General features: G+C 71.2%; 19 protein-coding genes and 1 pseudogene. 2 read left to right on the forward strand and 18 right to left on the reverse strand.

Annotation, left to right across the window (positions count from 1 at the left end):
• Window positions 1–38 precede the first annotated feature (38 nt).
• The 4 genes from AC07C1_RS30180 to AC07C1_RS30195 all read right to left on the reverse strand — a co-directional run bounded on the left by AC07C1_RS30180 (window position 39) and on the right by AC07C1_RS30195 (window position 4291).
• Entirely contained in the window at window positions 39–1484 is a 1446-nt protein-coding gene (locus AC07C1_RS30180) for a hypothetical protein (protein ID WP_478944073.1), read from the reverse strand.
• On the reverse strand, window positions 1466–2206 hold the full coding sequence (locus AC07C1_RS30185; protein ID WP_478944075.1) for an ABC transporter ATP-binding protein: 741 nt from the start codon (window positions 2204–2206) through the stop codon (window positions 1466–1468). Before AC07C1_RS30185 ends, AC07C1_RS30180 begins: the two co-directional genes overlap by 19 nt.
• A gap of 199 nt (window positions 2207–2405) precedes the next feature.
• Window positions 2406–3770, reverse strand: coding sequence for an aspartate aminotransferase family protein (locus AC07C1_RS30190; protein WP_478944077.1), 1365 nt, complete (start codon window positions 3768–3770; stop codon window positions 2406–2408).
• A 2-nt stretch (window positions 3771–3772) separates the two neighbouring features.
• Window positions 3773–4291, reverse strand: coding sequence for an Lrp/AsnC family transcriptional regulator (locus tag AC07C1_RS30195; protein WP_478944079.1), 519 nt, complete (start codon window positions 4289–4291; stop codon window positions 3773–3775).
• Between the two features lie 204 nt (window positions 4292–4495).
• Here AC07C1_RS30195 and AC07C1_RS30200 point away from each other — a divergent pair, with 204 nt between their 5' ends.
• Both AC07C1_RS30200 and AC07C1_RS30205 read left to right on the forward strand, forming a co-directional pair.
• Window positions 4496–5935: a gamma-aminobutyraldehyde dehydrogenase gene (locus AC07C1_RS30200; protein WP_478944081.1), complete on the forward strand. Its 1440-nt coding sequence runs from the start codon at window positions 4496–4498 to the stop codon at window positions 5933–5935.
• Window positions 5936–6116: 181 nt separating this feature from the next.
• A complete protein-coding gene (locus AC07C1_RS30205; RefSeq protein WP_478944083.1) occupies window positions 6117–7310 on the forward strand; it encodes an ABC transporter substrate-binding protein in 1194 nt (397 codons plus the stop codon).
• A 61-nt stretch (window positions 7311–7371) separates the two neighbouring features.
• On the opposite strand, the gene AC07C1_RS30210 is transcribed toward AC07C1_RS30205, so the two are convergent.
• The 14 genes and pseudogenes from AC07C1_RS30210 to AC07C1_RS30275 all read right to left on the reverse strand — a co-directional run bounded on the left by AC07C1_RS30210 (window position 7372) and on the right by AC07C1_RS30275 (window position 23011).
• Window positions 7372–8241, reverse strand: a complete 870-nt coding sequence (locus tag AC07C1_RS30210) for a carbohydrate ABC transporter permease (protein ID WP_478944085.1) — start codon at window positions 8239–8241, stop codon at window positions 7372–7374.
• A complete protein-coding gene (locus tag AC07C1_RS30215; RefSeq protein ID WP_478944087.1) occupies window positions 8238–9209 on the reverse strand; it encodes a carbohydrate ABC transporter permease in 972 nt (323 codons plus the stop codon). Before AC07C1_RS30215 ends, AC07C1_RS30210 begins: the two co-directional genes overlap by 4 nt.
• Window positions 9203–10543: an ABC transporter substrate-binding protein gene (locus AC07C1_RS30220; RefSeq protein ID WP_478944089.1), complete on the reverse strand. Its 1341-nt coding sequence runs from the start codon at window positions 10541–10543 to the stop codon at window positions 9203–9205. Before AC07C1_RS30220 ends, AC07C1_RS30215 begins: the two co-directional genes overlap by 7 nt.
• Window positions 10540–11520 carry a GNAT family N-acetyltransferase gene (locus AC07C1_RS30225; protein WP_478944091.1) on the reverse strand — a complete coding sequence of 327 codons (981 nt, stop codon included), beginning with the start codon at window positions 11518–11520 and terminating at the stop codon, window positions 10540–10542. The genes AC07C1_RS30220 and AC07C1_RS30225 overlap by 4 nt, the downstream gene beginning before the upstream one ends.
• Before the next feature lie 393 nt (window positions 11521–11913).
• Window positions 11914–13110, reverse strand: coding sequence for an exo-beta-N-acetylmuramidase NamZ family protein (locus tag AC07C1_RS30230; protein WP_478944093.1), 1197 nt, complete (start codon window positions 13108–13110; stop codon window positions 11914–11916).
• Between the two features lie 260 nt (window positions 13111–13370).
• A complete protein-coding gene (locus tag AC07C1_RS30235) occupies window positions 13371–13469 on the reverse strand; it encodes a hypothetical protein (RefSeq protein ID WP_478944095.1) in 99 nt (32 codons plus the stop codon).
• A 5-nt stretch (window positions 13470–13474) separates the two neighbouring features.
• Window positions 13475–13657, reverse strand: a pseudogene (locus AC07C1_RS30240) (biotin transporter BioY); the annotation flags it as partial.
• Between the two features lie 71 nt (window positions 13658–13728).
• The gene (locus AC07C1_RS30245) at window positions 13729–14589 is read right to left on the reverse strand and encodes a 3-hydroxybutyryl-CoA dehydrogenase (RefSeq protein WP_478944097.1); all 861 of its coding nucleotides are present in this window, start codon (window positions 14587–14589) and stop codon (window positions 13729–13731) included.
• Between the two features lie 66 nt (window positions 14590–14655).
• Complete coding sequence (locus tag AC07C1_RS30250) at window positions 14656–16665, reverse strand: acetyl/propionyl/methylcrotonyl-CoA carboxylase subunit alpha (protein ID WP_478944099.1); 2010 nt, start codon at window positions 16663–16665, stop codon at window positions 14656–14658.
• A 9-nt stretch (window positions 16666–16674) separates the two neighbouring features.
• The gene (locus tag AC07C1_RS30255; RefSeq protein WP_478944101.1) at window positions 16675–18279 is read right to left on the reverse strand and encodes a carboxyl transferase domain-containing protein; all 1605 of its coding nucleotides are present in this window, start codon (window positions 18277–18279) and stop codon (window positions 16675–16677) included.
• 1 nt (window position 18280) lies between these two features.
• On the reverse strand, window positions 18281–19570 hold the full coding sequence (locus AC07C1_RS30260; protein ID WP_478944103.1) for an MFS transporter: 1290 nt from the start codon (window positions 19568–19570) through the stop codon (window positions 18281–18283).
• Window positions 19563–20762, reverse strand: a complete 1200-nt coding sequence (locus AC07C1_RS30265; RefSeq protein WP_478944105.1) for an 8-amino-7-oxononanoate synthase family protein — start codon at window positions 20760–20762, stop codon at window positions 19563–19565. Before AC07C1_RS30265 ends, AC07C1_RS30260 begins: the two co-directional genes overlap by 8 nt.
• 285 nt (window positions 20763–21047) lie before the next feature.
• Window positions 21048–21920: a helix-turn-helix transcriptional regulator gene (locus tag AC07C1_RS30270; RefSeq protein WP_478944107.1), complete on the reverse strand. Its 873-nt coding sequence runs from the start codon at window positions 21918–21920 to the stop codon at window positions 21048–21050.
• 401 nt (window positions 21921–22321) lie between these two features.
• On the reverse strand, window positions 22322–23011 hold the full coding sequence (locus AC07C1_RS30275) for a glycerophosphodiester phosphodiesterase (protein WP_478944108.1): 690 nt from the start codon (window positions 23009–23011) through the stop codon (window positions 22322–22324).
• Window positions 23012–23020: the final 9 nt, after the last annotated feature.

Here is a 23020-nt window from a genome sequence, read left to right on the forward strand (position 1 = left end):
CTCATCGGCGGCGGCGGATGTTCTTCGTACCGGACTGCTCAACGGGCCGGCGGCAGTGCCGCCAGCGCGGCGATCGCCAGGGCGAGCGGACCGAACAGGGTCAGCAGGGCGGCCGCGCGGAGGGCGGCGGCAGCGCGCAGCAACGCAGGCGGGGCGCCGAGGCGGAGCAGCGCCGCGGTGGTGTCGGCGCGGCACTGGCGGGCCTCGACGGCCGCGGTGAGGAGCGTCGCGACCGTGCAGCCGCCGACGAGGAGCGCGCCGAGGGTGGACAGCGGGCCGAAGGCGCGGGCCGAGCCGTCGTACAGGGCGGTCATGGCGCAGCCGGCGGACACCACCGCGCAGACCACGCCGAGGGGGCGGCCGATCCGGTCGGCCTCCGTCATGAGCACCCGTCCCGCGAGCAGCCGGAGCGCACCCGGACGCCTGGACTGGAGGAGCCGGCCGCACAGGTGGGTGAGGCCGGGGGCGGCGAGGACGAGACCGGCGGCGGTGAGCAGCCAGCCGAGCAGTACCGCGATGGCCTCGCCGGGGAGGCTGGTGACGGAGGGGGTGGGGGCCGAGCGGCCGGCGTACGCCTGTACGGCGAGACCGGCGGCGAGGAGGGCGACACCCCAGGGGAGGCCTGCGGGTGCCTGGCCGGCCGGTGCGGGGGGTTCGGCCGCTGCTGGGGTGTCCGGGGCTGGGTGCTCGGGGCCGGTTGCGCCGGCCGGCACGGTGAGGGTGCCGTCCGCGCCCACCCGTGCCGCCCCAGCGGCACGACTGCCCGCGGGAAACGGACGTGGCTGTCCGTCGTCGGTCTGTCCGTCGTCGGTCTGGTCGTCGGCGGTCTGTTCGGTCTGGGGGTGACGAGTACCGGTTCCGGTCGGGAGCCTCGCGCCGAACCTTCCGTACGCCCCGAACGTCTCGCGCCCCGTCGTGTGGCCGTACGCCCCGAAGCGGCCGAATCTGCGGGTGCCCGGGGTGGTGGGGCGGGGGTCTGTCGGGCGGAGGGCGAGTGCCACCGTCGTCGAGGTGATCGCCGGGGGCAGGGCCAGCAGGGTGAGGACCGCCGGGACGGGGAGGGGGTGGTCCGCGGCCAGGAAGTCCGCCGCCGCGCCGTCGAAGGGCATGCCCGTCAGGTCGCCGCGCAGGTGCAGGAAGAAGAGCAGGGCCAGCATGGAGCCGAGGGCGCAGGACAGGGCCGTGGTGAGGGCCGAGATCACCATCAGGCGGCCCGGACCGAGGCCGACGCCGGAGAGTCCGGGGCGCGGCCGGGCGCCGGGGTCGGTGCGGGCGACCGCGAGCGCGAAGTAGACGGTGGCGGCCAGGGGCACCGCGCACCAGGCCAGGCGCAGCGCGGCGGCGCCCGCCGCCTCGGGGTGGTTCAGGGCGTGGCCGAGGCAGGACAGGAGGAGGAAACCGGTCCCTGCCGAGGCCGCGGCCACCAGCAGACGGCGCAGCTGGACGGCGGGCCGGGCGGTGCGGGTCAGACGGAGAGCGAGCACGCGGCCCGGCCCTCCGGCTCGGGGGTGTCCGGCAGGTGCACGGTGCGCACGCGCCGGCCGTCCAGGAGGGCCACCGTGCGGTCGGCGAGGGCGGCGGTGTCGCAGTCGTGCGTGGCGAGGACCACGGTGATGCCGTGCGAGCGGGCCGCCGCGGTGAGCGTGCGCAGGACATGGGCGCGGTCGGCGCGGTGCAGCGGGGCCGTCGGCTCGTCGGCGAAGAGGACCGTGGGCCCGGGGGCGAGCGCGCGGGCGATGGCGACGCGCTGGCGTTCGGCGTGCCGCAGCTCGTGCGGGCGTCTGCGGGACTTGTCGCCGACGTCCAGACGTTCCAGCCACTCCAGCGCGGCCACCTTGGCCCGGCGGCGGCTGCTGCCGCGCAGCATCAGCGCGAGGGCGGTGTTCTCCCAGACGTTCAGTTCGGGGATCAGGACCGGCTCGGGGTCGATCCAGCCGAAGCGGTTCCGGCGCAGCCGCTCCCGGGCCATCGGGCCCAGGGTGTGCATGGGCGCGCTGTTGAACCAGACCTCGCCGTGCCGCACCGGCACCTGACCGGACAGACAGCGCAGCAGCGTGGTCTTGCCGCTGCCGCGCGGGCCGCTGACGGCGAGGATCTCGCCCTCCCGCACGCCGAACGAGACCCCGGCGAGTCCGGGGGAGCCGTCGGGGTGGCTGAAGTGCAGGGAGCGTGCCCAGAGCACGTCGTTGTCCGGCGGGGCCTCCATGGGCGTACACCTCGGTTCTGATCCGTTATCCCGTTGCCTGTTCCCCCGTGCGGGGGAACGAAGGCTGGGCCGATCGGTCACTGGCACGCTAGGCAGGTCCCGGCCGGGAGCCCGGACAGCACACGGCCCCGGGCCGCCGTTCTCACTCGAACGGGCGGCGCGGGGCCGGGTGTCGATCAGCTGATCGGATGAATCAGGCTCAGAGCTTGGTCCACGCCTCCGTCAGGGTCGCGCGCAGGATCTGCTCGATCTCGTCGAAGGTCTCCTGGTTGGAGATCAGCGGCGGGGCGAGCTGGATGACCGGGTCGCCGCGGTCGTCGGCCCGGCAGTACAGGCCGTTGTCGAACAGCGCCTTGGAGAGGAAGCCGTACAGGACGCGCTCGGTCTCCTCGTCGTTGAAGGACTCCTTGGTGTTCTTGTCCTTCACCAGCTCGATGCCGTAGAAGAAGCCGTTGCCGCGGACGTCGCCGATGATCGGCAGGTCGTGCAGCTTCTGCAGGGTCTGCAGGAAGGCGCCCTCGTTGTCCAGCACGTGCTGGTTGAGGTTCTCGCGCTCGAACAGGTCGAGGTTGGCGAGACCCACCGCGGCCGACACCGGGTGACCACCGAAGGTGTAGCCGTGCAGGAAGGTGTTGTCGCCCTTGTAGAACGGCTCGGCGAGGCGGTCGGAGACGATGCAGGCACCGATCGGGGAGTAGCCCGAGGTCATGCCCTTGGCGCAGGTGATCATGTCCGGGACGTAGCCGAACTTGTCACAGGCGAACGTCGTGCCCAGGCGGCCGAAGGCGCAGATGACCTCGTCCGAAACGAGCAGCACGTCGTACTGGTCGCAGATCTCGCGCACGCGCTGGAAGTAGCCGGGCGGCGGCGGGAAGCAGCCGCCGGCGTTCTGCACCGGCTCCAGGAAGACGGCCGCGACCGTCTCCGGGCCCTCGAAGAGGATCTGCTGCTCGATCTGATCGGCGGCCCAGCGGCCGAAGGCCTCCGGGTCGTCGCCGAAGATCGGGGCGCGGTAGATGTTGGTGTTCGGAACCTTGTGCGCACCCGGCACCAGCGGCTCGAAGGGCGCCTTCAGGGCCGGCAGGCCGGTGATGGACAGGGCGCCCTGCGGGGTGCCGTGGTAGGCGACCGCGCGGGAGATGACCTTGTACTTGGTGGGCTTGCCCTGCAGCTTGAAGTACTGCTTGGCGAGCTTCCAGGCGGTCTCGACGGCCTCGCCGCCGCCGGTGGTGAAGAAGACCTTGTTCAGGTCGCCCGGGGCCTGATCGGCGAGGCGCTCGGCCAGCTCGACGGCCTTGGGGTGGGCATAGGACCACACCGGGAAGAACGCCAGCTCCTGGGCCTGCTTGAAGGCCGCCTCGGCGAGTTCGGTGCGGCCGTGACCGGCCTGGACCACGAACAGACCGGCCAGACCGTCGAGGTAGCGCTTGCCCTTGTCGTCGTAGATGTAGGTGCCCTCGCCCCGGACGATCGTCGGGACGGGGGAGTTCTCGTACGAGGACATGCGGGTGAAGTGCATCCACAGGTGGTCGTACGCGGTCTTGCTGAGGTCCTTTGAACTCACGGTTATCGGGTTCCCCACATGTAGGTCTGCTTCTTGAGCTTGAGGTAGACGAAGCTCTCGGTGGAGCGCACTCCGGGCAGGGCCCGGATGCGTTTGTTGATGACGTCCAGCAGGTGGTCGTCGTCCTCGCAGACGATCTCGGCGAGGATGTCGAACGAGCCCGCGGTCATCACCACGTACTCGACTTCCGACATGCCGGTCAGCGCGTCCGCGATCGACTCGACATCACCCTCGACGTTGATCCCGACCATCGCCTGCCGGCGGAAGCCCACGGTGAGCGGGTCCGTGACGGCGACGATCTGCATCACGCCCTGGTCCAGCAGCTTCTGGACGCGCTGGCGCACGGCCGCCTCGGACAGGCCCACGGCCTTGCCGATCGCGGCGTACGGCCTGCGGCCGTCCTCCTGGAGCTGCTGAATGATGGCGAGGGAGACGGCATCCAGTGTCGGGGTGCCGTTCCTGGACTCGCGGGACGAGTCCCTTAGGTCTGCGCTTCGACTGGCCACGGCCTCACTGTGCACGACGTCTCGACAGTTTTGCAAGCCCTGATCGATGAAATCCGTTGTTTGAGAGATGAAAGCTTGCGGATTTCGCAGAACTGATGGCGATGGGGGTGTTGAAAACGTGGGCGGGCGGATTAGGGTGGGTGTCTCAGTGACCGGACAGCCGCACCGGCTGGACACGCTGCACAGCTTGAACCCTCGAACCAGATCAGGAGGCCGGCAGTGAGCACCGAGCTGCGTCGTCTGCGCAACTACATCGACGGTGAGTTCCGGGACGCCGCCGACGGACGGACCACCGAGGTGGTCAACCCCGCGACCGGCGAGGCGTACGCGACCGCGCCACTGTCCGGACAGGCGGACGTGGACGCCGCCATGGAGGCCGCCGCGCGCGCCTTCCCGGCCTGGCGCGACACGACGCCGGCCGAGCGGCAGAAGGCTCTCCTGAAGATCGCGGACGCGTTCGAGGAGCGCGCCGAGGAGCTGATCGCGGCCGAGGTGGAGAACACGGGCAAGCCGGTCGGGCTCACCCGCTCCGAGGAGATCCCGCCGATGGTCGACCAGATCCGCTTCTTCGCGGGCGCGGCCCGGCTGCTCGAGGGCCGCTCGGCCGGCGAGTACATGGAGGGGATGACGTCGATCATCCGCCGTGAGCCGGTCGGCGTCTGCGCCCAGGTCGCCCCCTGGAACTACCCGATGATGATGGCCGTGTGGAAGTTCGCCCCGGCCATCGCCGCGGGCAACACGGTCGTCCTCAAGCCGTCCGACACGACCCCCGCGTCGACCGTGCTGATCGCCGACATCGTCGGCTCGATCCTCCCCAAGGGCGTCTTCAACGTCATCTGCGGTGACCGTGACACCGGCCGTGCGATGGTCGAGCACCCGACCCCGGCGATGGCCTCCATCACCGGTTCCGTCCGTGCGGGCATCTCGGTCGCCGAGTCCGCCTCCAAGGACGTCAAGCGGGTCCACCTGGAGCTGGGCGGCAAGGCCCCGGTCGTGGTCTTCGAGGACACCGACATCGCCAAGGCCGTCGAGGACATCTCCGTGGCGGGCTTCTTCAACGCCGGCCAGGACTGTACGGCCGCGACCCGCGTGCTGGTCCAGGAGTCCATCCACGACGAGTTCGTGGCCGCGCTCGCCAAGGCCGCGTCCGAGACGAAGACCGGTCAGCCGGACGACGAGGACGTCCTCTTCGGCCCGCTGAACAACCCGAACCAGCTCAAGCAGGTCGCCGGCTTCATCGAGCGCCTGCCCGCGCACGCCAAGGTCGAGACCGGCGGCCAGCAGGTCGGCGACAAGGGCTACTTCTACGCCCCCACCGTCGTCTCCGGCGTCAACCAGGACGACGAGATCATCCAGAACGAGGTCTTCGGCCCCGTCATCACCGTCCAGTCCTTCAGCGACGAGGACCAGGCCGTCCAGTGGGCCAACGGCGTCGAGTACGCCCTCGCGTCCTCGGTGTGGACCAAGGACCACTCCCGCGCGATGCGCATGTCCAAGAAGCTCGACTTCGGCTGTGTGTGGATCAACACCCACATCCCGCTGGTCGCCGAGATGCCCCACGGCGGCTTCAAGAAGTCCGGCTACGGCAAGGACCTGTCGGCGTACGGGTTCGAGGACTACACGCGGATCAAGCACGTGATGACGTCGCTCGGCGAATAGGCCTTCGCCGGTCCGACCGGCACGACGGCGGCCGCGGCCCCCGGACGGGACACCTCCCCGCCCGGGGGCCGCGCTCCTTCCCGGGTACCCCGGCAGTGATCGACAAGGTGTCGGACAGGGCCGGGCTTGCTCGACGCAGCGTCGATTGTCCGCCCGTGGGCCGGGGCGGCATGCTTCCGGCGTGCCCCCGACTTCTTCTCGTACCTCCGTGCCGTCCCGTCGTTCCCTCCTGCGCGCACTCGGCGGTACCGCCGCGCTCGGTGCCCTGGCCGGCTGCGGCGTGCCCGCCGCCTATGTCGAGCCCGGCGACCGGGCCGTGGCCGACGCGTCGGCGGCCGACAAGAAGCTGAACTGGGCGAACTGGCCGCTGTACATCGACACCGACGACGACAACCCGAACGAGCGGCCCACACTGGAGGCCTTCGAGAAGCGCACCGGCATCTCCGTCGACTACGCCGAGGAGATCAACGACAACGACGAGTTCTTCGGCAAGATCAGCCCCGCGCTGATGAACCACCAGTCCACCGGCCGTGACCTGATCATCGTCAGCGACTGGATGTGCGCGCGGTTCGTCCGGCTCGGCTGGGTGCAGGAGATGGACCGCGTTCACCAGCCGAACGTGGCGAAGTACCTGGACCCGCTGCTGCGCTCACCCGCGTTCGACCAGGGCCGCCGGTTCACCGTGCCGTGGCAGTCCGGCATCACCGGAATCGCCTACAACCGGCGCAAGCTCGGCCGCGAGATACGGCAGGTGAAGGACCTCTGGGCGAACGACCTCAAGGGACGCGTGACCCTGCTGTCCGGCCTGGACGAGGCGTTCGCGCTGCTCATGCAGGGCAACGGCGTGGACATCACCCGGTGGAGCGCCGACGACTTCCACCAGGTCTGCGACCAGGTGGAGCGGGAGGTCCACCGCGGCCAGATCCGCCGCTTCACCGGCAACGACTACACCAAGGACCTGGTCAGCGGGGACGTGCTGGCCTGCCAGGCGTACTCCGGCGACGTCATCCAGCTCCAGGCGGACAACCCCGACATCCACTTCGTCGTCCCCGAGGAGGGCGCCGAGCTGTGGTCGGACTCCCTGATGATCCCCGACCGGGCCCGCCACAAGGCGAACGCCGAGCGCCTGATCGACTACTACTACGACCCCGAGGTCGCCGCCCGGCTCGCCGCCTGGGTCAACTACGTCTGCCCGGTGCCCGCGGCGCGCGAGGTCCTGACCACCGCCGAGGACAAGGACACGGCCGCCCTCGCCGGCAACCCCCTGATCTTCCCGGACTCCGTCATGCGACGGCGCCTCGCCATCGCCCGGGACATCACGTCCACGGAACGGGTGGAGTTCGCGAAGCGGTGGAACAAGATCGTGGGCCTTTGACGCAGTCCTCCCGGGGCCTGTTCACAGGTTCCCGTGCTCGTGCCGGTCGCGGACGTGTTCTTCACTTGAGGCCGCTGAGCATGACGCCGCGGATGTAGTACTTCTGCAGCAGCAGGAAGAGGATCAGGACCGGCAGGATGCTCAGGACGAGGCCGGCCATGACGATGGGCATCGTGCGGGTCGGGTCGACGTAGTCCTGCAGGAGCTGGATGCCCACGGGCAGGGTCATCACGGCCGGGTTGGCGGTCGAGACGAGCAGCGCCCAGATGTACTCGTTCCAGGCGTCGACGAAGGTCAGCAGCCCGAGCGTCACCAGGACCGGCTTGGTCTGCGGCACCACGATCCGCCACCACACGGCGAACTCGCCGGCCCCGTCGATGCGCGCGGCCTCGAGGACCTCGTCCGGGATCGAGACCATGAACTGGCGCATCAGGAAGATCCCGAAGCCGTTGACGAGGAACGGCATGGCGAGCGCCGCGATGCTGACGGTCAGGCCCGCGCCGCCGCGCCCGAACAGGTCGTTGCCGCCCGCCAGCGGCCAGTGCACCAGGATCAGGAAGTGCGGGATGAAGAAGAGGAACGGCGGGAACATCATCGTCGACAGGACGAGGCGGAAGATCAAGTCGCGGCCGGGGAAGCGGAGTTTGGCGAGCGCGTAGCCGGCGAGCGACGACGTGAGCAGCACCGATCCGGTGATCAGGGCGGTGGCGATGACGCTGTTGCGGAAGAGCACCGGCAGATCGAGCTGGTCGATCGCCGCCCGGTAGTTGGACAGGTCGAACGCCTCGGGCAGGAACCGGTACGGCAGTGTGCCGGACTCGCCGGGCCCCTTGAAGGACGTCATCACCATGTCGAGGAACGGCACCACGGTGAGCCCGGCGCCGGTCACGACCACCAGATACGAAAGCCACGGGAAACGGCGGCGGATCATACGTCCTCCCCCTTGCGCCGGAAGATCCACAACTGCGCCAGGGTGACCACGAGGACCACCAGGAACAGCACGAAGGCGGCGGCACTCGCGGTGCCCCAGTCGCCGTAGGCGAAGGCCTGCCGGTACATCTCCAGCGCGGCCACATTGGTCGCGTCACCCGGGCCGCCCTTGGTCATCACGATGATCAGTGCGAACGACTGCAGACCGGCGATGAACTGGGTGACGCACACGAACAGCAGGGAGGGCCGCAGCAGCGGCAGTGTGATCCTCCAGAAGACGGTGGCGGGCCCGGCGCCGTCGAGCGCGGCGGCCTCGTAGTACGACTCGGGAATGGACTTCAGCCCCGCGGTGAGGATGAGGATCGCCGTGCCGAGCGAGGCCCAGGCCTGTACGACCACGACGGAGGGCAGCGCGGTGCCCGGGTCCTGCAGGAACGCCACCGAGCCGAGACCGAGGGCGTTGAGAACGCCGTTGACCAGCCCGCCCGGCTCGTACATGTACTTCCATACGTTGCCGACGGCGACGACGGTCGTGACGATCGGCAGGAAGTACAGGGTGCGCCACAGCCCCTGGTATCGCAGCTTGTCGATGCAGGTGGCGACGAGCACGGAACCGGCGAGCGCCAGGGCCACGGTGCCCAGGGCGAACAGCAGCGTGTTGGTGAGGATCGGCGCCAGGAACGTCGAACCGGCCGCGAAGAGGCCGGTGAAGTTGTCCAGGCCGACCGGATCGATGTCGCCGAGGGCGAACCCGGCCCAGCGGGACATCGACAGCAGCAGCGCGAAGCCGAGCGGCAGGATCAGGAAAACCGCGAAGAACAGCAGTGTCGGCGCCAGGAAGAGATAGGCGACGACGGCCTGGCGGCGCCGGCGCCGGCGCCCGGTCCGGCCGCGGGCGTCGACGGCGGCCTCGGCGGACCGCGGGCCGTGCGCCCGTTCGGCCGCCTCCGGGGTCAGGGTGTTCACCATGAGCGCGACACCTCCTGATCGACCTGACGGCGGGTGAGGCGCAGTGCCTCGTCGACCGACTGCTGACCGGTCCACAACGCCTCGATGTTCTTGCGCAGCAGCGACTTGGCCTGCTGCGCACCCGGCACGTTCGGTTCCGGCACCGCGTACGACAGGGCGTCCAGGAACGGGCGCAGGTTCGGATCGCCGCCCTGGCTCAGGAGCGTCCGCATGTCGTCGGCGCGGCCGGTCAGGGAGCCGACCGTCGCCTGCAGGCGGCTCATCCGGGTCGCTGTCGCACCCTTCCGGGCGTTCTTCACGCTCACCTTCTCGGTGTTGAGCCAGCGCAGGAACTCCCAGGCCTCGCGCGGGTGTTCACTGGCCGTATTGACCCCCAGCATGAAGCCGGTGGACAGCGTGGCGCGCTCGTCGTCCGCCTCGGGGACGGGCACGGGTGCGACGGCGACATCGCGGTAGTCCTTGCCCATCTGGGCTTTCAGGCTCCCGGCCCACCAGCCGGCGCTGATCACCATGGCCACCTGCCCGGACTGAAACGCCTTGTAGACGTTGACGCCGGGGGCGCTCGCGCCCTTGGCGACGAGGCGGTGCTCCAGGTCGAACACGGCCCGGCCGGCCGGTGAGTCGATGGCGGTGCTCCTGCCGTCCGCGGAGACGAACGTTCCGCCGGCGGCGCTGAGCAGGGCGAGGGTCTGGCCGACGGTGGTGGAGTCGTCGTAGGTCGACAGCCCGAACCCCTGGACCAGCGTGTTGCCGTACCGGTCCCGCTCGGCGGTGCGGTAGGCCGTCTCCTCCAGCTCCCGCCAGGTGCGCGGGGGGCCGTCGACGCCGGCCTCGCGCAGCAGCCGCTTGTTGTAGTAGAGGGCGTACGTCTGCACCTCGGTGGGGTAGCCGTAGACCTTGCCCCCCACCGACGAGGAGCCGACCGCGGCCTCGCCGTAGCCGCGCGTGATCTCCTCGGCGTGCTCGGACGGGGCGGGCCGCAGGACGCCGGCCCGCACGAGCTGGCCGTTCCACAGGCAGTACGGATGAAGGATGTCGGCGCCCTGGCCCGCGGCCTGCCGGACCATGAAGGTGGTCAGCAGGTCCGTGAACTCGACGGCCTTCGTTCGCACCTTGACCCGGTCGTGCGTGGCGTTCCACTCGTCGACCGGGCCCCGCAGGGCCTCCTTCAGCTCACCGCTCGCGTAATGGGAGAGCAGGGTGAGGACGATCGGATCCCCGGGCCGGCCGGTGCCCTGGTGCGGCGCGGCGCAACCGGAGGCGAGCAGCGCCGAGGGGAGCGCGAGCGCGAAGTGACGGCGGCTCAGGCCGCCGGCGCGGCGGGACGGCGTCATCGGGCGGCCTCCCGGCGCAGCACCCGGAACACCCGGGTCGTGGTGAAACCGGTCGTGCGGTACAGGTGGCCCGCCGGGGACCGCTCGCCGGTCCACAGGAACCACGCGGAGTGCGCACCGCGCGCCCGCATCCGCTCCAGAACCAGGTGGAGGAGGACCTTGCCGAGTCCGGTGCCGCGCATCTCCTCCAGCACACCGAACGGGCCGAACCGCTCGTCCACCGACTCGTACGCGCCGTGCATCGCCCAGCCGACCAGGCGGCCCGAGGGGTCCCGGGCGAGGACGATCCGGTCGAGCGGCGTGCCTCCGGCCAGACACTCCCGGATCGCGCGCGCCCAGTCCGGGCCGAAGTGGTTCGCGGCGAGCGCGACCAGTTCCACCAGGTCGTCGTCGGCCGGGGTGGCGAACCGGTAGCCGCGCGCCGTCAGTTCGTCCAGGCGGTGTGCGACGTCGTCCGGGAAGCGATAGCCGACCAGGCCGCGGTCCATCGCCGCCGCCTCGTACAGCGTGCGAAAGCCCAGGGACTCGAGGAGTGCGGCCGCTTCCGGGTACGCCTCGGCGTCCAGGCCGGGGAGGATGTAGTTCGGGGTGTACGAGGAGAAGTCCACCCGGGTGCGGCCGTGGCCGTGCAGCCAGTCGAGGGCGTCGGTCAGCAGCCGGCGGCCGAGGCCGCGCCCGCGGACGGCCGGGTCGACGAAGAAGAACGGGATCCAGCCCTGCTCCGGCTCCAGGTCGGTGCCGGTCATCGGCGTCAGACGGCGCACGGCGTAGGCGGCGCCGACGACACGGTCGCCGTCCACGGCGACCCGAAGCCCCTCCGGGTCGAAGTTGGCGTCGAGCAGCACCAGGGAGCGGAAGCGGTCCGGGGTGATCGGGTCGGCCGGCGCGCTTCTGCGCCACGCCTCCACCACCCGCGGCCCGTCGCCCGCGCGAAAGCCGCGCGTGTCGGCCCGGGATGTCGTCGTGCGATCGGTCATCGACGGGGTGGTCCTTCCATACGCAGGTCGCGGACGGCGTCGGACATCGCCCGCAGCGCTGTTTCGGTCTGGTGCGGTGTGCGCTGCGCCAGGGGGATCGGGACGCCCTCCACGACGGCGAGTCGGGCGACGCGGCCGGCCGTCGCGACCGAGCGCGCTCCCGCGTCGCGTACCACCGTGGTGAGGACGGCGCCCGCGACGTCGGCGTCGGTGAGGGGGCTGGGCGCGGCGTCGGTGAGGGCGGCGGCCGACGCGCCGCGGTGGCGGGCCCGGCCGAGGACCCTGACGGTCTCGGGCGTGGTCCGGTGAGTGGGGCACCCCGCTGTACATGTCGCCGTCGCCGACCGGCCCGGCCGCGAGCGACGACTCGTGGGAGTGGGGGAGGAGGGGGCCTCAGGGGTAGAGCAGGACGTCGTCGCCGGCCCACCGGGCGGGCGGCGCCGGCGGATCGCACAGTGGCAGCGGGTCGTCGCCCGCGTCGACGGCGCGCCGCAACCGGTCGGACCCCCACAGCAGGTCGATGAAGTGACGGTGGCCGGTCCCCTCCGCGCCGCCGTCCGCGGTGCGCCACGCGAAGGTGCCCGGGTACAGCCGCCGCAGCGTGGCAAGCATCGCGACGGCGGTGCGTACGGGAGCGAACGCCTCGCGGTCGGTGATGTGGAGCTGGACCCCGCGCAGCGGCCGTCCGGCGTGTTTGTGGAAGGTCGGTACGTACCGCAGATCACGGAAGTGCACTCCGGGCAGGGCGAGTTCGGCGAGCGCGGGCGCGAACCGCGCGTCGATGTACGGGGCCCCGACGATCTCGAAGGGCTGCGTGGTGCCACGGCCCTCCGAGAGGTTCGTCCCCTCGAACAGGCAGGTGCCGGGGTAGACGGTGGCGGTGGCGGGCGTCGGGACGTTCGGTGAGGGCGCGACCCACGGCAGGCCGGTGGCCTCCGCGTCCATGGCGCGCTGCCAGCCGGCAGCCTCGATCACCGTCAAGTCCACCGGGTTGCCCGCCCATTGGGGCACTACCGAGGCGTTGAGACGCCGGGCGAGTTCGCCGCAGGTGAGGCCGTGCCGGACCGGTATCGGGGCGCGCCCGACGAAGCTGGCCCACGCCGGGTCGAGCAGCGGGCCCTCGCTGACGAGACCACCGAGGGGATTCGGCCGGTCGGCGACCACGAACCGTACGCCCGTACGAGCCGCCGAGACCATCAGGTCACACATGGTCCATACGTAGGTGTAGAACCTGGCCCCGATGTCCTGCAGGTCGTACACCAGCGCGTCGACGCCGCCGGCGAGCAGCAGTTCGTCGAGGCGCTCGCCGCCGCACCCGTAGGTGTCGTGGACCGGCAGGCCGGTGGTGGGGTCCGCCCCGGTGGTCTCGCTCTCGCCGGCCTGGCCGGTCCCGTGCAGCCCGTGCTCGGGACCGAACAGGGCGACCAGCCGCGCGCCGGCCTCGAGCAGCGCGGGCGCGGCCGGGCGCAGATCGGGGAGGACGCCGGTGTGGTTGGTCACCAGCCCGAGCCGGCCGGGCCCGGCCAGTGCGGGCGACGCGTGCAGCCGTGCGATCCCGGTCGTCACCGCGACGCGGTCGTCCGTGCTCATCCTTCGCCCCCGTCTGCCGGTGACATCTCGAAGCGGCGGTCAGAAATGTACCTGCATGTCCGGGAATTTTGCCATGATTCACCAACAGTTCCGCCGAAGGCGGCCGCGGGATCCTTCGCGGTGGCCGGGGCAGCGCTCAGGGCCCCACCCTCGGGGCGTGAGGGTGGGGCCCTGATCCGTGGTGCGGGCTTCTCGCCGCGACTACTCGGTGGCGGACCGGCGGCGGCGCATCCACCACACCAGGCCCGTACCGGCGGCGATCACCGCGGCGGCGATGCCAGCGGCGTGTCGTTGCCGTCGTCGGCAAACGCGGGGTCACTGATGCCCAGCACGTTCCCCCACGCCCAGGCAAGGACCACATCGAGGTCTGCCCGGTCACCGGGACCGGCGAGCCGGGCACCGGCACCGCGAGCTGCGCGGCGAACCCGGTCAGGGCCGCACCCCCGAGGACCAGGGCGGCGTCGCGCACCCGGGTCCGGGCGGCGCTTCCCGCGGGCAGCAGGTCGGCGAGGACCAGCCCCGCGGGTCCGGGCGTCGGCGAAGTGATGCTGGAGGCGGTGTTCACGTCAGGGGAATCCGTTTCCGCGTGTTCCGTGTGTGGGGGAGTGGGGGTACCGGCTACTGGTACGCGTAGAAGCCGCGGCCCGTCTTACGGCCCAGCAGACCGCCCTCGACCATGCGGGAGAGCAGCGGCGGGGCGGCGTAGAGGGGCTCCTTGAACTCCGCGTACAGCGCGTCGGCCACGGCCGCCACGACGTCCAGGCCCACCATGTCGGTCAGCCGGAGCGGGCCCATCGGATGCGAGCAGCCGAGCACCATGCCCTGGTCGATGTCCTCGGCCGTGGCGAAGCCCGTCTCCACCATGCGCACGGCGGACAGCAGATACGGCACCAGCAGCGCGTTGACCACGAAGCCGGCCCGGTCCTTGGCACGGATCGGCCGCTTGCCCAGGCTCTGCGCGACCCATGTCTCGGCCCGGTCCATGGTCGCGTCGGACGTGTGCAGCGAGCCGACCAGTTCCACCAGGGCCATCGCCGGTACGGGGTTGAAGAAGTGGGCGCCGATGACCTGGGCCGGGCGGTCGGTGGCGCCGGCCAGCTTCATGATGGGGATCGAGGAGGTGTTGGAGGCGAGGATCGCCTCCGGGTCCTCGACCACCTTGTCGAGCGTGGCGAAGAGGTCCAGCTTGAGCGTCTCCTCCTCGCGGACCGCCTCGACCACCAGCTGCCGGTCGGCCAGCTCGCCCAGATCCGTGGTGAACCGGACGCGGGCCGCGGCCGCGTCCCGCTCGGCCTCGGCGAGCCGGCCCTTGGCGACGGCACGGTCGAGGGAGGTGAGGACGCGGTGGCGTCCGGTGGTCAGCGAGGACTCGCGGGAGACCGCGACCAGTACGTCCATGCCTGCCAGGGCGCTCACTTCGGCGATTCCGGCGCCCATGGCGCCCGAGCCGACCACTCCGACACGGCGGATGGGGTTCATCTGATTGTCTGCTTCCATCTTGGTCTTGACTCGATTCACGTGGTGCCTGGACGCGGGGTACGCGGCTCAGGCGGCCTCTTCGCGCTGCTCCGGCCCGATGACCATGAGGACCTGGTCTGCGCAGACGATGTCGGAGAGGGCGCAGCGGATCTCCTCCACCACGCCGGCGGCGGGGGCGAGCACCCGGTTCTCCATCTTCATCGCCTCGACGATCGCGACCGTGTCCCCCGGCTGCACCACGTCGCCCACGGATACGGGGAGTTGCACCACCGTTCCCGGCATGGGTGAGGCGACCGCGTCGCCGCCGGCCGTGCTGTCGTCCTCGCCGGCGACGTCCAGCGCCAGGGTCAGCCGGCGTCCGTCGACGACGAGTTCGCAGCTGTCGGCGCGGCGCAGGCCCGACCACAGCGCCTCGCCGACCGTGCCGCGCAGCAGTGCCCCGTCCTTCGCGCACGTGACGCTGAAGCGCTCGCCCGCCACGGCCACCGTGAGCGCGCCCTCCCGCCGGGAGAGCAATGCCGCTTCGAGCGGACGGCTGCCGGCACGGCAGGCGATACGGCCCAACGGGGCGGCCGGGTCGAGGAGCCGCCGGTCCAGGGCGCCGAGGGAACCGCTCCACGGAGACTCGGCCGTACGTCCGGCGGTGCGCTCGGGCAGGCTCATCGCGGCCGCACAGGCCGCCGCCACCGGCCCCAGGTCCCCCCGCCGCCCGGCGGCCCGGGCGGTGAACTCGTCCACCAGATGGGTGTCGATCAGTCCGGCGCGCACCCGGGTGTCGTCCAGCAGGTCGGCGAGGAACCCCAGGTTGGTGGTCAGGCCGAGGACGGCGGTGGACCGTACCGCGTGCCGCAGCCGGGCCAGCGCCGCGGGGCGGGCGGGGCCGTGCGCGATGAGCTTGGCGATCATCGGGTCGTAGAAGACCGGGACGTCACCGGCGCCGTCGAAGGCCGCGTCGACCCGCAGACCGGTAGGCCACACGGCGGCCAGCGCCCGGCCGGGGGCGGGACGGAAGTCCGCATCGGGGTCCTCGGCGTACACGCGGACCTCGACGGCGTGCCCGGACGCGGTGATCTCGCCCTGCGTCAGCGGGAGTCGCTCACCGTCCGCCACCCGCAGCTGCCACTCGACGAGGTCGAGGCCGGTGACGGCCTCGGTGACCGGGTGCTCGACCTGGAGGCGGGTGTTCACCTCAAGGAAGTAGAACCGGCCCGCACGGTCGCCGTCGCCGTCTCCGGCACTGTCGAGGATGAACTCGAAGGTGCCCGCGTTGACGTATCCGATGGCCTGCGCGCCGCGTACGGCGGCCGACAGCAGCGCCTCCCGGACCTCCGCCGGAAGGCCGGCCGCCGGCGCCTCCTCGACGATCTTCTGGTGCCGGCGCTGCAGCGAGCACTCCCGCTCGAACAGGTGCACCACGTTGCCGTGGGTGTCGCCGAAGACCTGGACCTCGATGTGCCGGGGCCGGCGCAGATACCGCTCGACCAGCAGGCGCCCGTCGCCGAAGTTGGCGCGGGCCAGCCGGACCGCGGCCTCCACGGCGGGGGCGAGGTCGCCTTCCCGCTCGATGACCCGCATGCCCTTGCCGCCGCCTCCGGCGACGGGCTTGAGGATCACCGGGTAGCCGATACGGGCCGCGTGCGCCCGGATCTCGTCCACCGACTCGGTGGCGTCCGCCGAACCCGGCAGCACCGGCACGCCCGCCTCGGCCATCAGCCGTTTCGCGGTGGCCTTGTCACCCATGGCGGCGATGGTGCCCGCGTCGGGCCCGACGAAGACCAGACCCGCCTCGGTGGCCGCGGCGGCGAACTCCGCGTTCTCCGACAGGAACCCGTATCCCGGATGGACGGCGTCGCAACCGGAGCGCAGGGCCGCGTCGATCAGGGCGTCGGCGCGCAGATAGCTGTCGGCCGCCGGGGAGGGGCCGATCAGGACCTGTTCGAAGGCGCCGTCCAGGTGGGCCGCGGCACGGTCCGCCTCGGAGTGGACGGCGACGTACTCGATGCCGAGGCGCCGGCAGGTGCGGGCGATACGGCGGGCGATCTCACCCCGGTTGGCGATCAGCAGTCGTTTCACCATGACGGACCATCACATCCTGAACACGCCGAAGCGCGTCTGTCGTTGCGGTGCTGCCGCGGCCAGGGCAAGGCTCAGCGTCAGCCATTCACGGGTGTCGGCCGGGTCGACCAGGGCGTCCACCCACAGCCGTGCGGCCACATACAGGGGCTGGCCCTCGCGGTCGTAGTTGTCCCGGATCGGCTTCTTGAAGGCCTCTTCCTCTTCCGGGGTCAACGAGCGGCCCTGCTTGGCCAGCTGTTCGTTCTTGATGAGCGCCATCACCGTCGCGGCCTGCTCTCCGCCGACCACGGACGTCCGGGCGTTGGGCCACATGGCCATCAGCTGCGGGCCGATCGAGCGGCCGCACATGGCGAGGTTGCCCGCGCCGTAGCTGCCGCCGATCAGCACGCTGAACTTCGGGACGGCGGCACAGGACGCGGCGTTCACCATCTTGGCGCCGTGCTTGGCGATGCCGCCCGCCTCGTACTCGGCGCCGACCATGAACCCGTTGATGTTGTGCAGGAAGAGCAGCGGGATGCCGCGCTGTGAGCACAGTTCGATGAAGTTCGCGGCCTTCTGGGCACTCTCGGAGAAGAGCACCCCGTCGTTGATGAGGACGCCGACCGGGTAGCCGCCGATCCGGCCGGTGCCGCACACGATCGTCGGCCCGAACCGCGCGCGGTACTCGGCGAACTCGCTGCCGTCCAGCAGCCGGGCGAGGATCTCCCGGGCCGGGATCGGCTCGCGCGGATTGGCGCTGACGATGCCCGGCAGCTCGGCCGGGTCGTACAGCGGCGGTACCGGCGTCTCGGGTGGCGCGGCCGGGATGTCCCTGCCGTGCCGGGCGGCTATCTCCCGGACCAGGGTCAGCGCGTGCTCGTCACTGCGGGCGAGGTGGTCGGCGACACCGCTGGTCGTGGTGTGCAGATCGGCCCCGCCGAGGGTCTCGGTGTCGACGATCACACCGGTCGCCGCCCGCACCAGCTGGGGACCGCCCAGGAAGATCGACCCGGTGCCCCGCACGATCACCGTCTCGTCGCACATCGCCGGGATGTACGCGCCGCCGGCCGTGCACGAGCCCATCACGGCCGCGATCTGCGGCAGGCCCATCGCGGACATCTCCGCGATGTTGCGGAAGATCCGGCCGAAGTGGTTCTCGTCCGGGAAGATGTCCTCCTGCATCGGCAGGAACACGCCTCCGGAGTCGACCAGGTAGATACAGGGCAGCCCGTTCTCCCGGGCGACCTGCTGGGCCCGCAGGTGCTTGCGGACCGTCAGCGGGTAGTACGTGCCGCCCTTCACGGTCGCGTCGTTGGCGAACACGACCGTCGGCCGGCCCTCCACCATGCCGACGCCGGTGATGATTCCCGCGGACGGCACGGCCTGCTCGTACACCTCGTGCGCGGCGAGCTGGCCGATCTCCAGGAACGGGGTCCCCGGATCGAGCAGCCGGCTCACCCGCTCCCGGGCGGTGAGCTTGCCGCGCGCGGCATGCCGGGCCCGCGCCTCGGCGCCACCGCCGGCCGTGGCCGCGGCGCGCGCCGCCGCGATCTGCTCGCGCAACGCGCCGTAGGCCTCGCTGTTGCGGCGGAACACCTCGCTGGAGGGGCTGATGTGGGAACGCAGAACCGCCATGTCACTTCCCTTCCGAGGCGACGGCCGTGAGTGCTGCCGAGGGGACGGCGATCCTTGTCATGAGCCAGGCCGCGGCCCCCAGCGCGGCGGCGACCGTGGCCCACGCGAGATCGGCGTGCAGCAGCGCGGCGCTGGCCGCGGCCACGCCCGCCATCGACTGCTGCAGAAAGCCGCACAGGGAGACGGCGTAGGCGCCGTGACCGTGCTGGCTGCTGACGGCGGCGGCCATGCTGTTGGGGAACAGCACGGACTGACCGAAGGTGGTCACGCAGTACAGCGCGACGAAGGCCACCAGGGCGCCGGTGTCGGGCAGACCGGGCACCGACCACAGGACGATCATCAGGACGCCGGCCGCCGTCATCACGATCGAGCCGGCGGTCATCAGCCGGCCCGAACCCGACCTGGCCACCAGGCGGTTGACGGTCATCGCCCCGCCGAAGTAGGCCGCGCCGAGCAGCAGCCCGAGGCTGCCGTACTGGTCCGTGGCGAGCCCGAAGTGCTGCTGGAACACGAACGGGCTGACCTCTTGCAGCACCACGATCGTCGCGAACCCCGCGCCGCCGGCCAGGGCCGGCAGCAGGAACGCCGGCTGCCTGCTGATGGTGAGGCAGATCCGCAGCACCTCCGACGGCCGCTGCACGGCACGACTCGACTCGAACGGCACGGTGAAGGTCAGCGCCGCCGCGACCGTCCCGACCGCGGCGAGGACGACGAAACCGGTCTCCCAGTGCGCGTACCTGCCGATCAGGCCACCGAGGAACTGGCCGCCGCCCATCGCCGTGATGAACGCGATCGACAGCACCGACAGCCGTTTGGCCAGCTCGTCCCCGCTCCAGCGGTCACGCACCAGGATGCGGGCGATGATCGCGGCGCCACCGGCACCGATGCCCTGGAGCGCGCGCAGCACCAGCAGACCCTCGGGCGACCGGATCAGCGCTATCGCCGCGCTGGTGAGCACGAACAGCGCCAGCGAGGTCAGCAGCGGACCCCGGCGGCCGTACCGGTCCGCGGCCACGCCCCACAGGACCACCGGAGCCGCGGCACCGATCACGAACGCCGAGATGGAAAGCGCCGCATAACTGCGGGACATTCCGAAGTCGTGCGCGACGATCGGCAGCGAGGGCAGATAGATGGTGGTCGCCATCTGGGCCATGAAGACCAGCAGACAGGAGAGCGCCATGATGCGCCGGTTCAGCTGAGCGGGCGGGGCCGGAAATGCTTTTTGCCCGGCGGTTTCCCTGCCGTCGCCCGCCCGTTCACCGTCGGCCGCGGCAATTTTCTGCTCAGTCATTCTGGCTCCGCAAATCATTGACCAGACGACCGAAGCGCTCGATGTCCGTCTTCGTCATGTCCGCGCGGAGCATGATGCGCAGTCCCGCCTTTCCGCGGGCGATGACGGGGAAGAAGAGAGCGGAGGTGTAGTAGCCCTCGGAAAGGAGGGTCCGGCCGATGCGGACCGTCTTCTCCTCCGAGCCGATGTCGATGAACCGGATGGGCAGTCCGTCGCCGCTGCCCGCGGTGGGCACCAGCGCGTCGAAGCAGTCGATGTTCTCCTGCAGCCGGTGCTGGAGTTCCTTCAGTTCCGGCGAACGGTGCAGCGCGGCGGAGGCGATGATCGCCCCGAGTCCGGCCGTGTTGATCCGCTGCGACCAGGTCAGCGGGCCGCCGTAGCGCAGGGCGAGGTCACGGCGGTGCCGGGAGCCCTGCGGCCCGAGGAAGATCGCGCCGCCGGAGGCACCGAAGCCCTTGTTCAGCGAGGTGATGACCAGCGTGCGGTCGTTGATGTCGCCCATGGTGTCGAGGACCAGCCCGCGCCCCTGGTCGCCGCGGGTCGACACCCCGTGTGCCTCGTCGAAGAACAGGAACAGCCCGTACTTCTCCTGCAGCCGCAGCAGTTCACGCACCGGTGCCTGGCCGCCCGTGCTGTACACCCCGTCGGCCACGTAGGCGACGTTCCGATGGGTGCGGCACAGCTCTTCCAGGGCGTCGAGGTCGTTGTGCGTGATGGTCCTGACCTCGGCCTCGTCGGCGACGCTCGGCTTCATCGCGTTCAGGCAGAAGTGCGCGTGCTTGTCGAACACCATCAGCGGCGGTACGTCGCCGGTGAAGGCGCCGGACGCCACCAGGGGCAGCGCGGACCAGGCGGCCGCGGCGCAGGAGGCCAGGGTGACCGCCTCCACCCGGAACAGGTCCGAGAGCGCGTCCTCGGCGTCCTTGAGAATCCCGAAGTGCACCCGCATCCGGGACACCGAGGTGTTCAGCGAGGCGTTCTCGGTGACGGCGTCGGCCGCCGCGCGGATCAGCGCCGGGTGGGAGTCCAGACCGAGGTACGAGTACGACGACATGTTCAGGAACTCGTGGCCGTCGGCGCGGGTCGTATAGCGGCCGGCGCCGAGGTTCCCGGCGACGATTCCGGCCATTCCGGAGTCGGCGGTGACGTTCCAGAAGTCGTTGCTTATCCCGATCGTCTTCTTGATGTTCATGAAGGCATGCAAGGCCGCTCCCGAGGTGTTTCGCAGTCAGTCCCGGGCCACCGCCATGTACTCCGCGAACGGGAGGGGTCTCTCAGGGCCCGGTCGTCACCGAGATTCGCAACTTGCCGTAGCGAATGTCAACGGATTCGACCGGCAATGTTCTGCCGGTTGCCCGCCCGGCGGGAAACGGCTGACAGAAAGCGGACCGGCAGAAATTTGCCGGTCGCCGGACCGGAAATTCTTTGCCGGTCGGCGGCTGTTGAACGCGTGGTCGGGATCGGCAAGACTGAGGGCTCAGCCGTCCTGACGGCCGGTGGCGGTGCCGGACTCGGTCGGGGCTTCGGCGCCGGTACGGGCTTCGGACTCCGTCAGCAGGCTGACGAAGGTGAGCCGAAGTCCCGGATAGCCGACGGGGTTCAGCACCTGGGCGACGACGTCGACGCTGCGCGGAGCGAAGTGGGGGATGTGCAGGCGGAAGGTGTGCCCGTCCCGGTTGGCGATGATGACCGGGCCCTCGTCCCAGATCCGCCGGCACTCCGGGTCGGCGAGCGCCGTCCGCAGGATCTCGGGGAGTTCGGGGTGCTCCGGGTACTGCGCGAGGGCGTAGCGCAGCATCGCGAGGTAGGCCCGCCCGTGCTGCGGCCAGTCGGCCAGCTGCTCGCGGGCCTCGGGGTCGGTCAGCCCCCAGCGGATCAGGTTCGCGCCGGGGACCCGCACCCACGGGAACCACTCGGCCATCGCCGCGTTGTGGTCGAGTACGTTCCACGCGTTGTCGGTGAGATAGGCGGGCTGTGTGGGCTGCAGGTCGAGAAGGCGCCGCAGCGGCGTCAGATCGACGCCGTCGACGGGTGACACAGCGGGGAAGGGCTCGCCGCCGGCGGCGTACAGGAAGAGGGTCGCCCGTTCGTCCGCGCACAGCCGCAGCGCGTCCGCCAGCGCGGTCAGGGTCCGGGCGTCCAGCCGGGGCATGGCACCGCGCTCCAGGTCCCGGTACCAGCGTTCGCTCATGCCGACCGCGGCGGCGACCTCGACCTGCGGAAGCGGTTTGCCGAGGCCCAGTTTTCGGCCCGCTCGCGCCCGCCACGCCCGCAGGAGCACCGCGAGCCCCAGCGCCTCATCCGGCAGCTCTGCCGGGCCGCCGCGGTCTGTGGAGTTGTCGCGCTGCATGAAATGGGGGCCTCTACTCTGACTGCTTCCTCATGCCGTGGCTCGAGCGGAGCGGTCGGCGCGGGGGTCCGCGCAACGGCGTCGCCTGCCTGTCGAACAGCCGATCACCGCATGTCAGGTCCCCCGCACAAGGGTAACCCGGTGCGTCCGTTGCGTTCCGCGCCGCAGCGGACCCGAGCGGCGTGGGGCACCCGCCTCCGGCCCGGCCGGCACGGCGTGGAGGTCCCGGGCGTGCGGTGTGAGCTGCGGTGCCGCGGACGGGTGGCGCCGACTGTCAAATGTTTGTGACGGCGGAGGAGTTGTGCGACGCGCTACGGGAACTCGCCGGCCGCCAGGGCCTCTCGTTCGGATCATGCCGGGCTCGCGGGGCCCCTGATCCGGCATGATCCAGACGAAAGGCCCTAGTCGGGTTGGGACCGCAGGGCGTGCAGGACGTCGACCCGGTTCGTCGTGATCGAGTCGACGCCCAGGTCCAGTAGCCGGCGCATGGAGCGGCGGGTGTCCGGGGTCCAGACGGACAGGAGGTAGCCGTCGTGGTGGACGCGGGCCGCCAGGTCCCGGTTCACCAGGGAGAAGCGGTAGTTGAGCGAACGGGGGCGGACCGCGGCCAGCAGGGCGGGCCGGGGCGGGGCGAGGGTCGTCCAGGTCAGGGCGATCTCGGCGGCCGGATCGGCGGCGCGGACGGCGAGCATCGCCTCGGCGCCCGCGCAGTAGTGGACGCGGTCCCGCGCCCCGCCCTGCCGGACCGCGTCCAGGACCCGGTCCACGAGCCGGCGGTCGACCCGCCCGCACAGGTCCACCATCACCCTGCTGTCCCCGGTCGCGGCCAGCGCCTCCGTGAGCGTCGGCACACCGCCCGCCGTCAGTCCGCGCAACTCCTCGGCGGACAGCGCGCGCAGCGGCCGGTCGAGTTGCCACAGCCGCTCCAGCGTCTCGTCATGCAGGAGCACGGGGACGCCGTCACGGGTGAGCCGTACATCGACCTCCACCGCGTCCGCGCCCTGGTCGAGCGCGGAACGCAGCGAGTCGATCGTGTTCTCGCGGAAGCGGTAGGGGGCGCCGCGGTGGGCCACGGCGGTCACGGTCTGCATGGCCCCATT

The sequence above is a fragment of the Streptomyces sp. NPDC045022 genome, assembly GCF_056432605.1.

What these genes read in the sequence shown, in the direction of transcription:
- AC07C1_RS30275 (WP_478944108.1), bottom strand. Translation starts at nt 23,011, where the DNA reads ATGCAGACCGTGACCGCCGTGGCCCACCGCGGCGCCCCCTACCGCTTC.
- AC07C1_RS30265 (WP_478944105.1), bottom strand. Translation starts at nt 20,762, where the DNA reads ATGAACATCAAGAAGACGATCGGGATAAGCAACGACTTCTGGAACGTC.
- AC07C1_RS30255 (WP_478944101.1), bottom strand. Translation starts at nt 18,279, where the DNA reads ATGGCGGTTCTGCGTTCCCACATCAGCCCCTCCAGCGAGGTGTTCCGC.
- AC07C1_RS30250 (WP_478944099.1), bottom strand. Translation starts at nt 16,665, where the DNA reads ATGGTGAAACGACTGCTGATCGCCAACCGGGGTGAGATCGCCCGCCGT.
- AC07C1_RS30185 (WP_478944075.1), bottom strand. Translation starts at nt 2,206, where the DNA reads ATGGAGGCCCCGCCGGACAACGACGTGCTCTGGGCACGCTCCCTGCAC.
- AC07C1_RS30220 (WP_478944089.1), bottom strand. Translation starts at nt 10,543, where the DNA reads ATGACGCCGTCCCGCCGCGCCGGCGGCCTGAGCCGCCGTCACTTCGCG.
- AC07C1_RS30215 (WP_478944087.1), bottom strand. Translation starts at nt 9,209, where the DNA reads ATGGTGAACACCCTGACCCCGGAGGCGGCCGAACGGGCGCACGGCCCG.
- AC07C1_RS30270 (WP_478944107.1), bottom strand. Translation starts at nt 21,920, where the DNA reads ATGCAGCGCGACAACTCCACAGACCGCGGCGGCCCGGCAGAGCTGCCG.
- AC07C1_RS30245 (WP_478944097.1), bottom strand. Translation starts at nt 14,589, where the DNA reads ATGAACCCCATCCGCCGTGTCGGAGTGGTCGGCTCGGGCGCCATGGGC.
- AC07C1_RS30225 (WP_478944091.1), bottom strand. Translation starts at nt 11,520, where the DNA reads ATGACCGATCGCACGACGACATCCCGGGCCGACACGCGCGGCTTTCGC.
- AC07C1_RS30260 (WP_478944103.1), bottom strand. Translation starts at nt 19,570, where the DNA reads ATGACTGAGCAGAAAATTGCCGCGGCCGACGGTGAACGGGCGGGCGAC.
- AC07C1_RS30230 (WP_478944093.1), bottom strand. Translation starts at nt 13,110, where the DNA reads ATGAGCACGGACGACCGCGTCGCGGTGACGACCGGGATCGCACGGCTG.
- AC07C1_RS30210 (WP_478944085.1), bottom strand. Translation starts at nt 8,241, where the DNA reads ATGATCCGCCGCCGTTTCCCGTGGCTTTCGTATCTGGTGGTCGTGACC.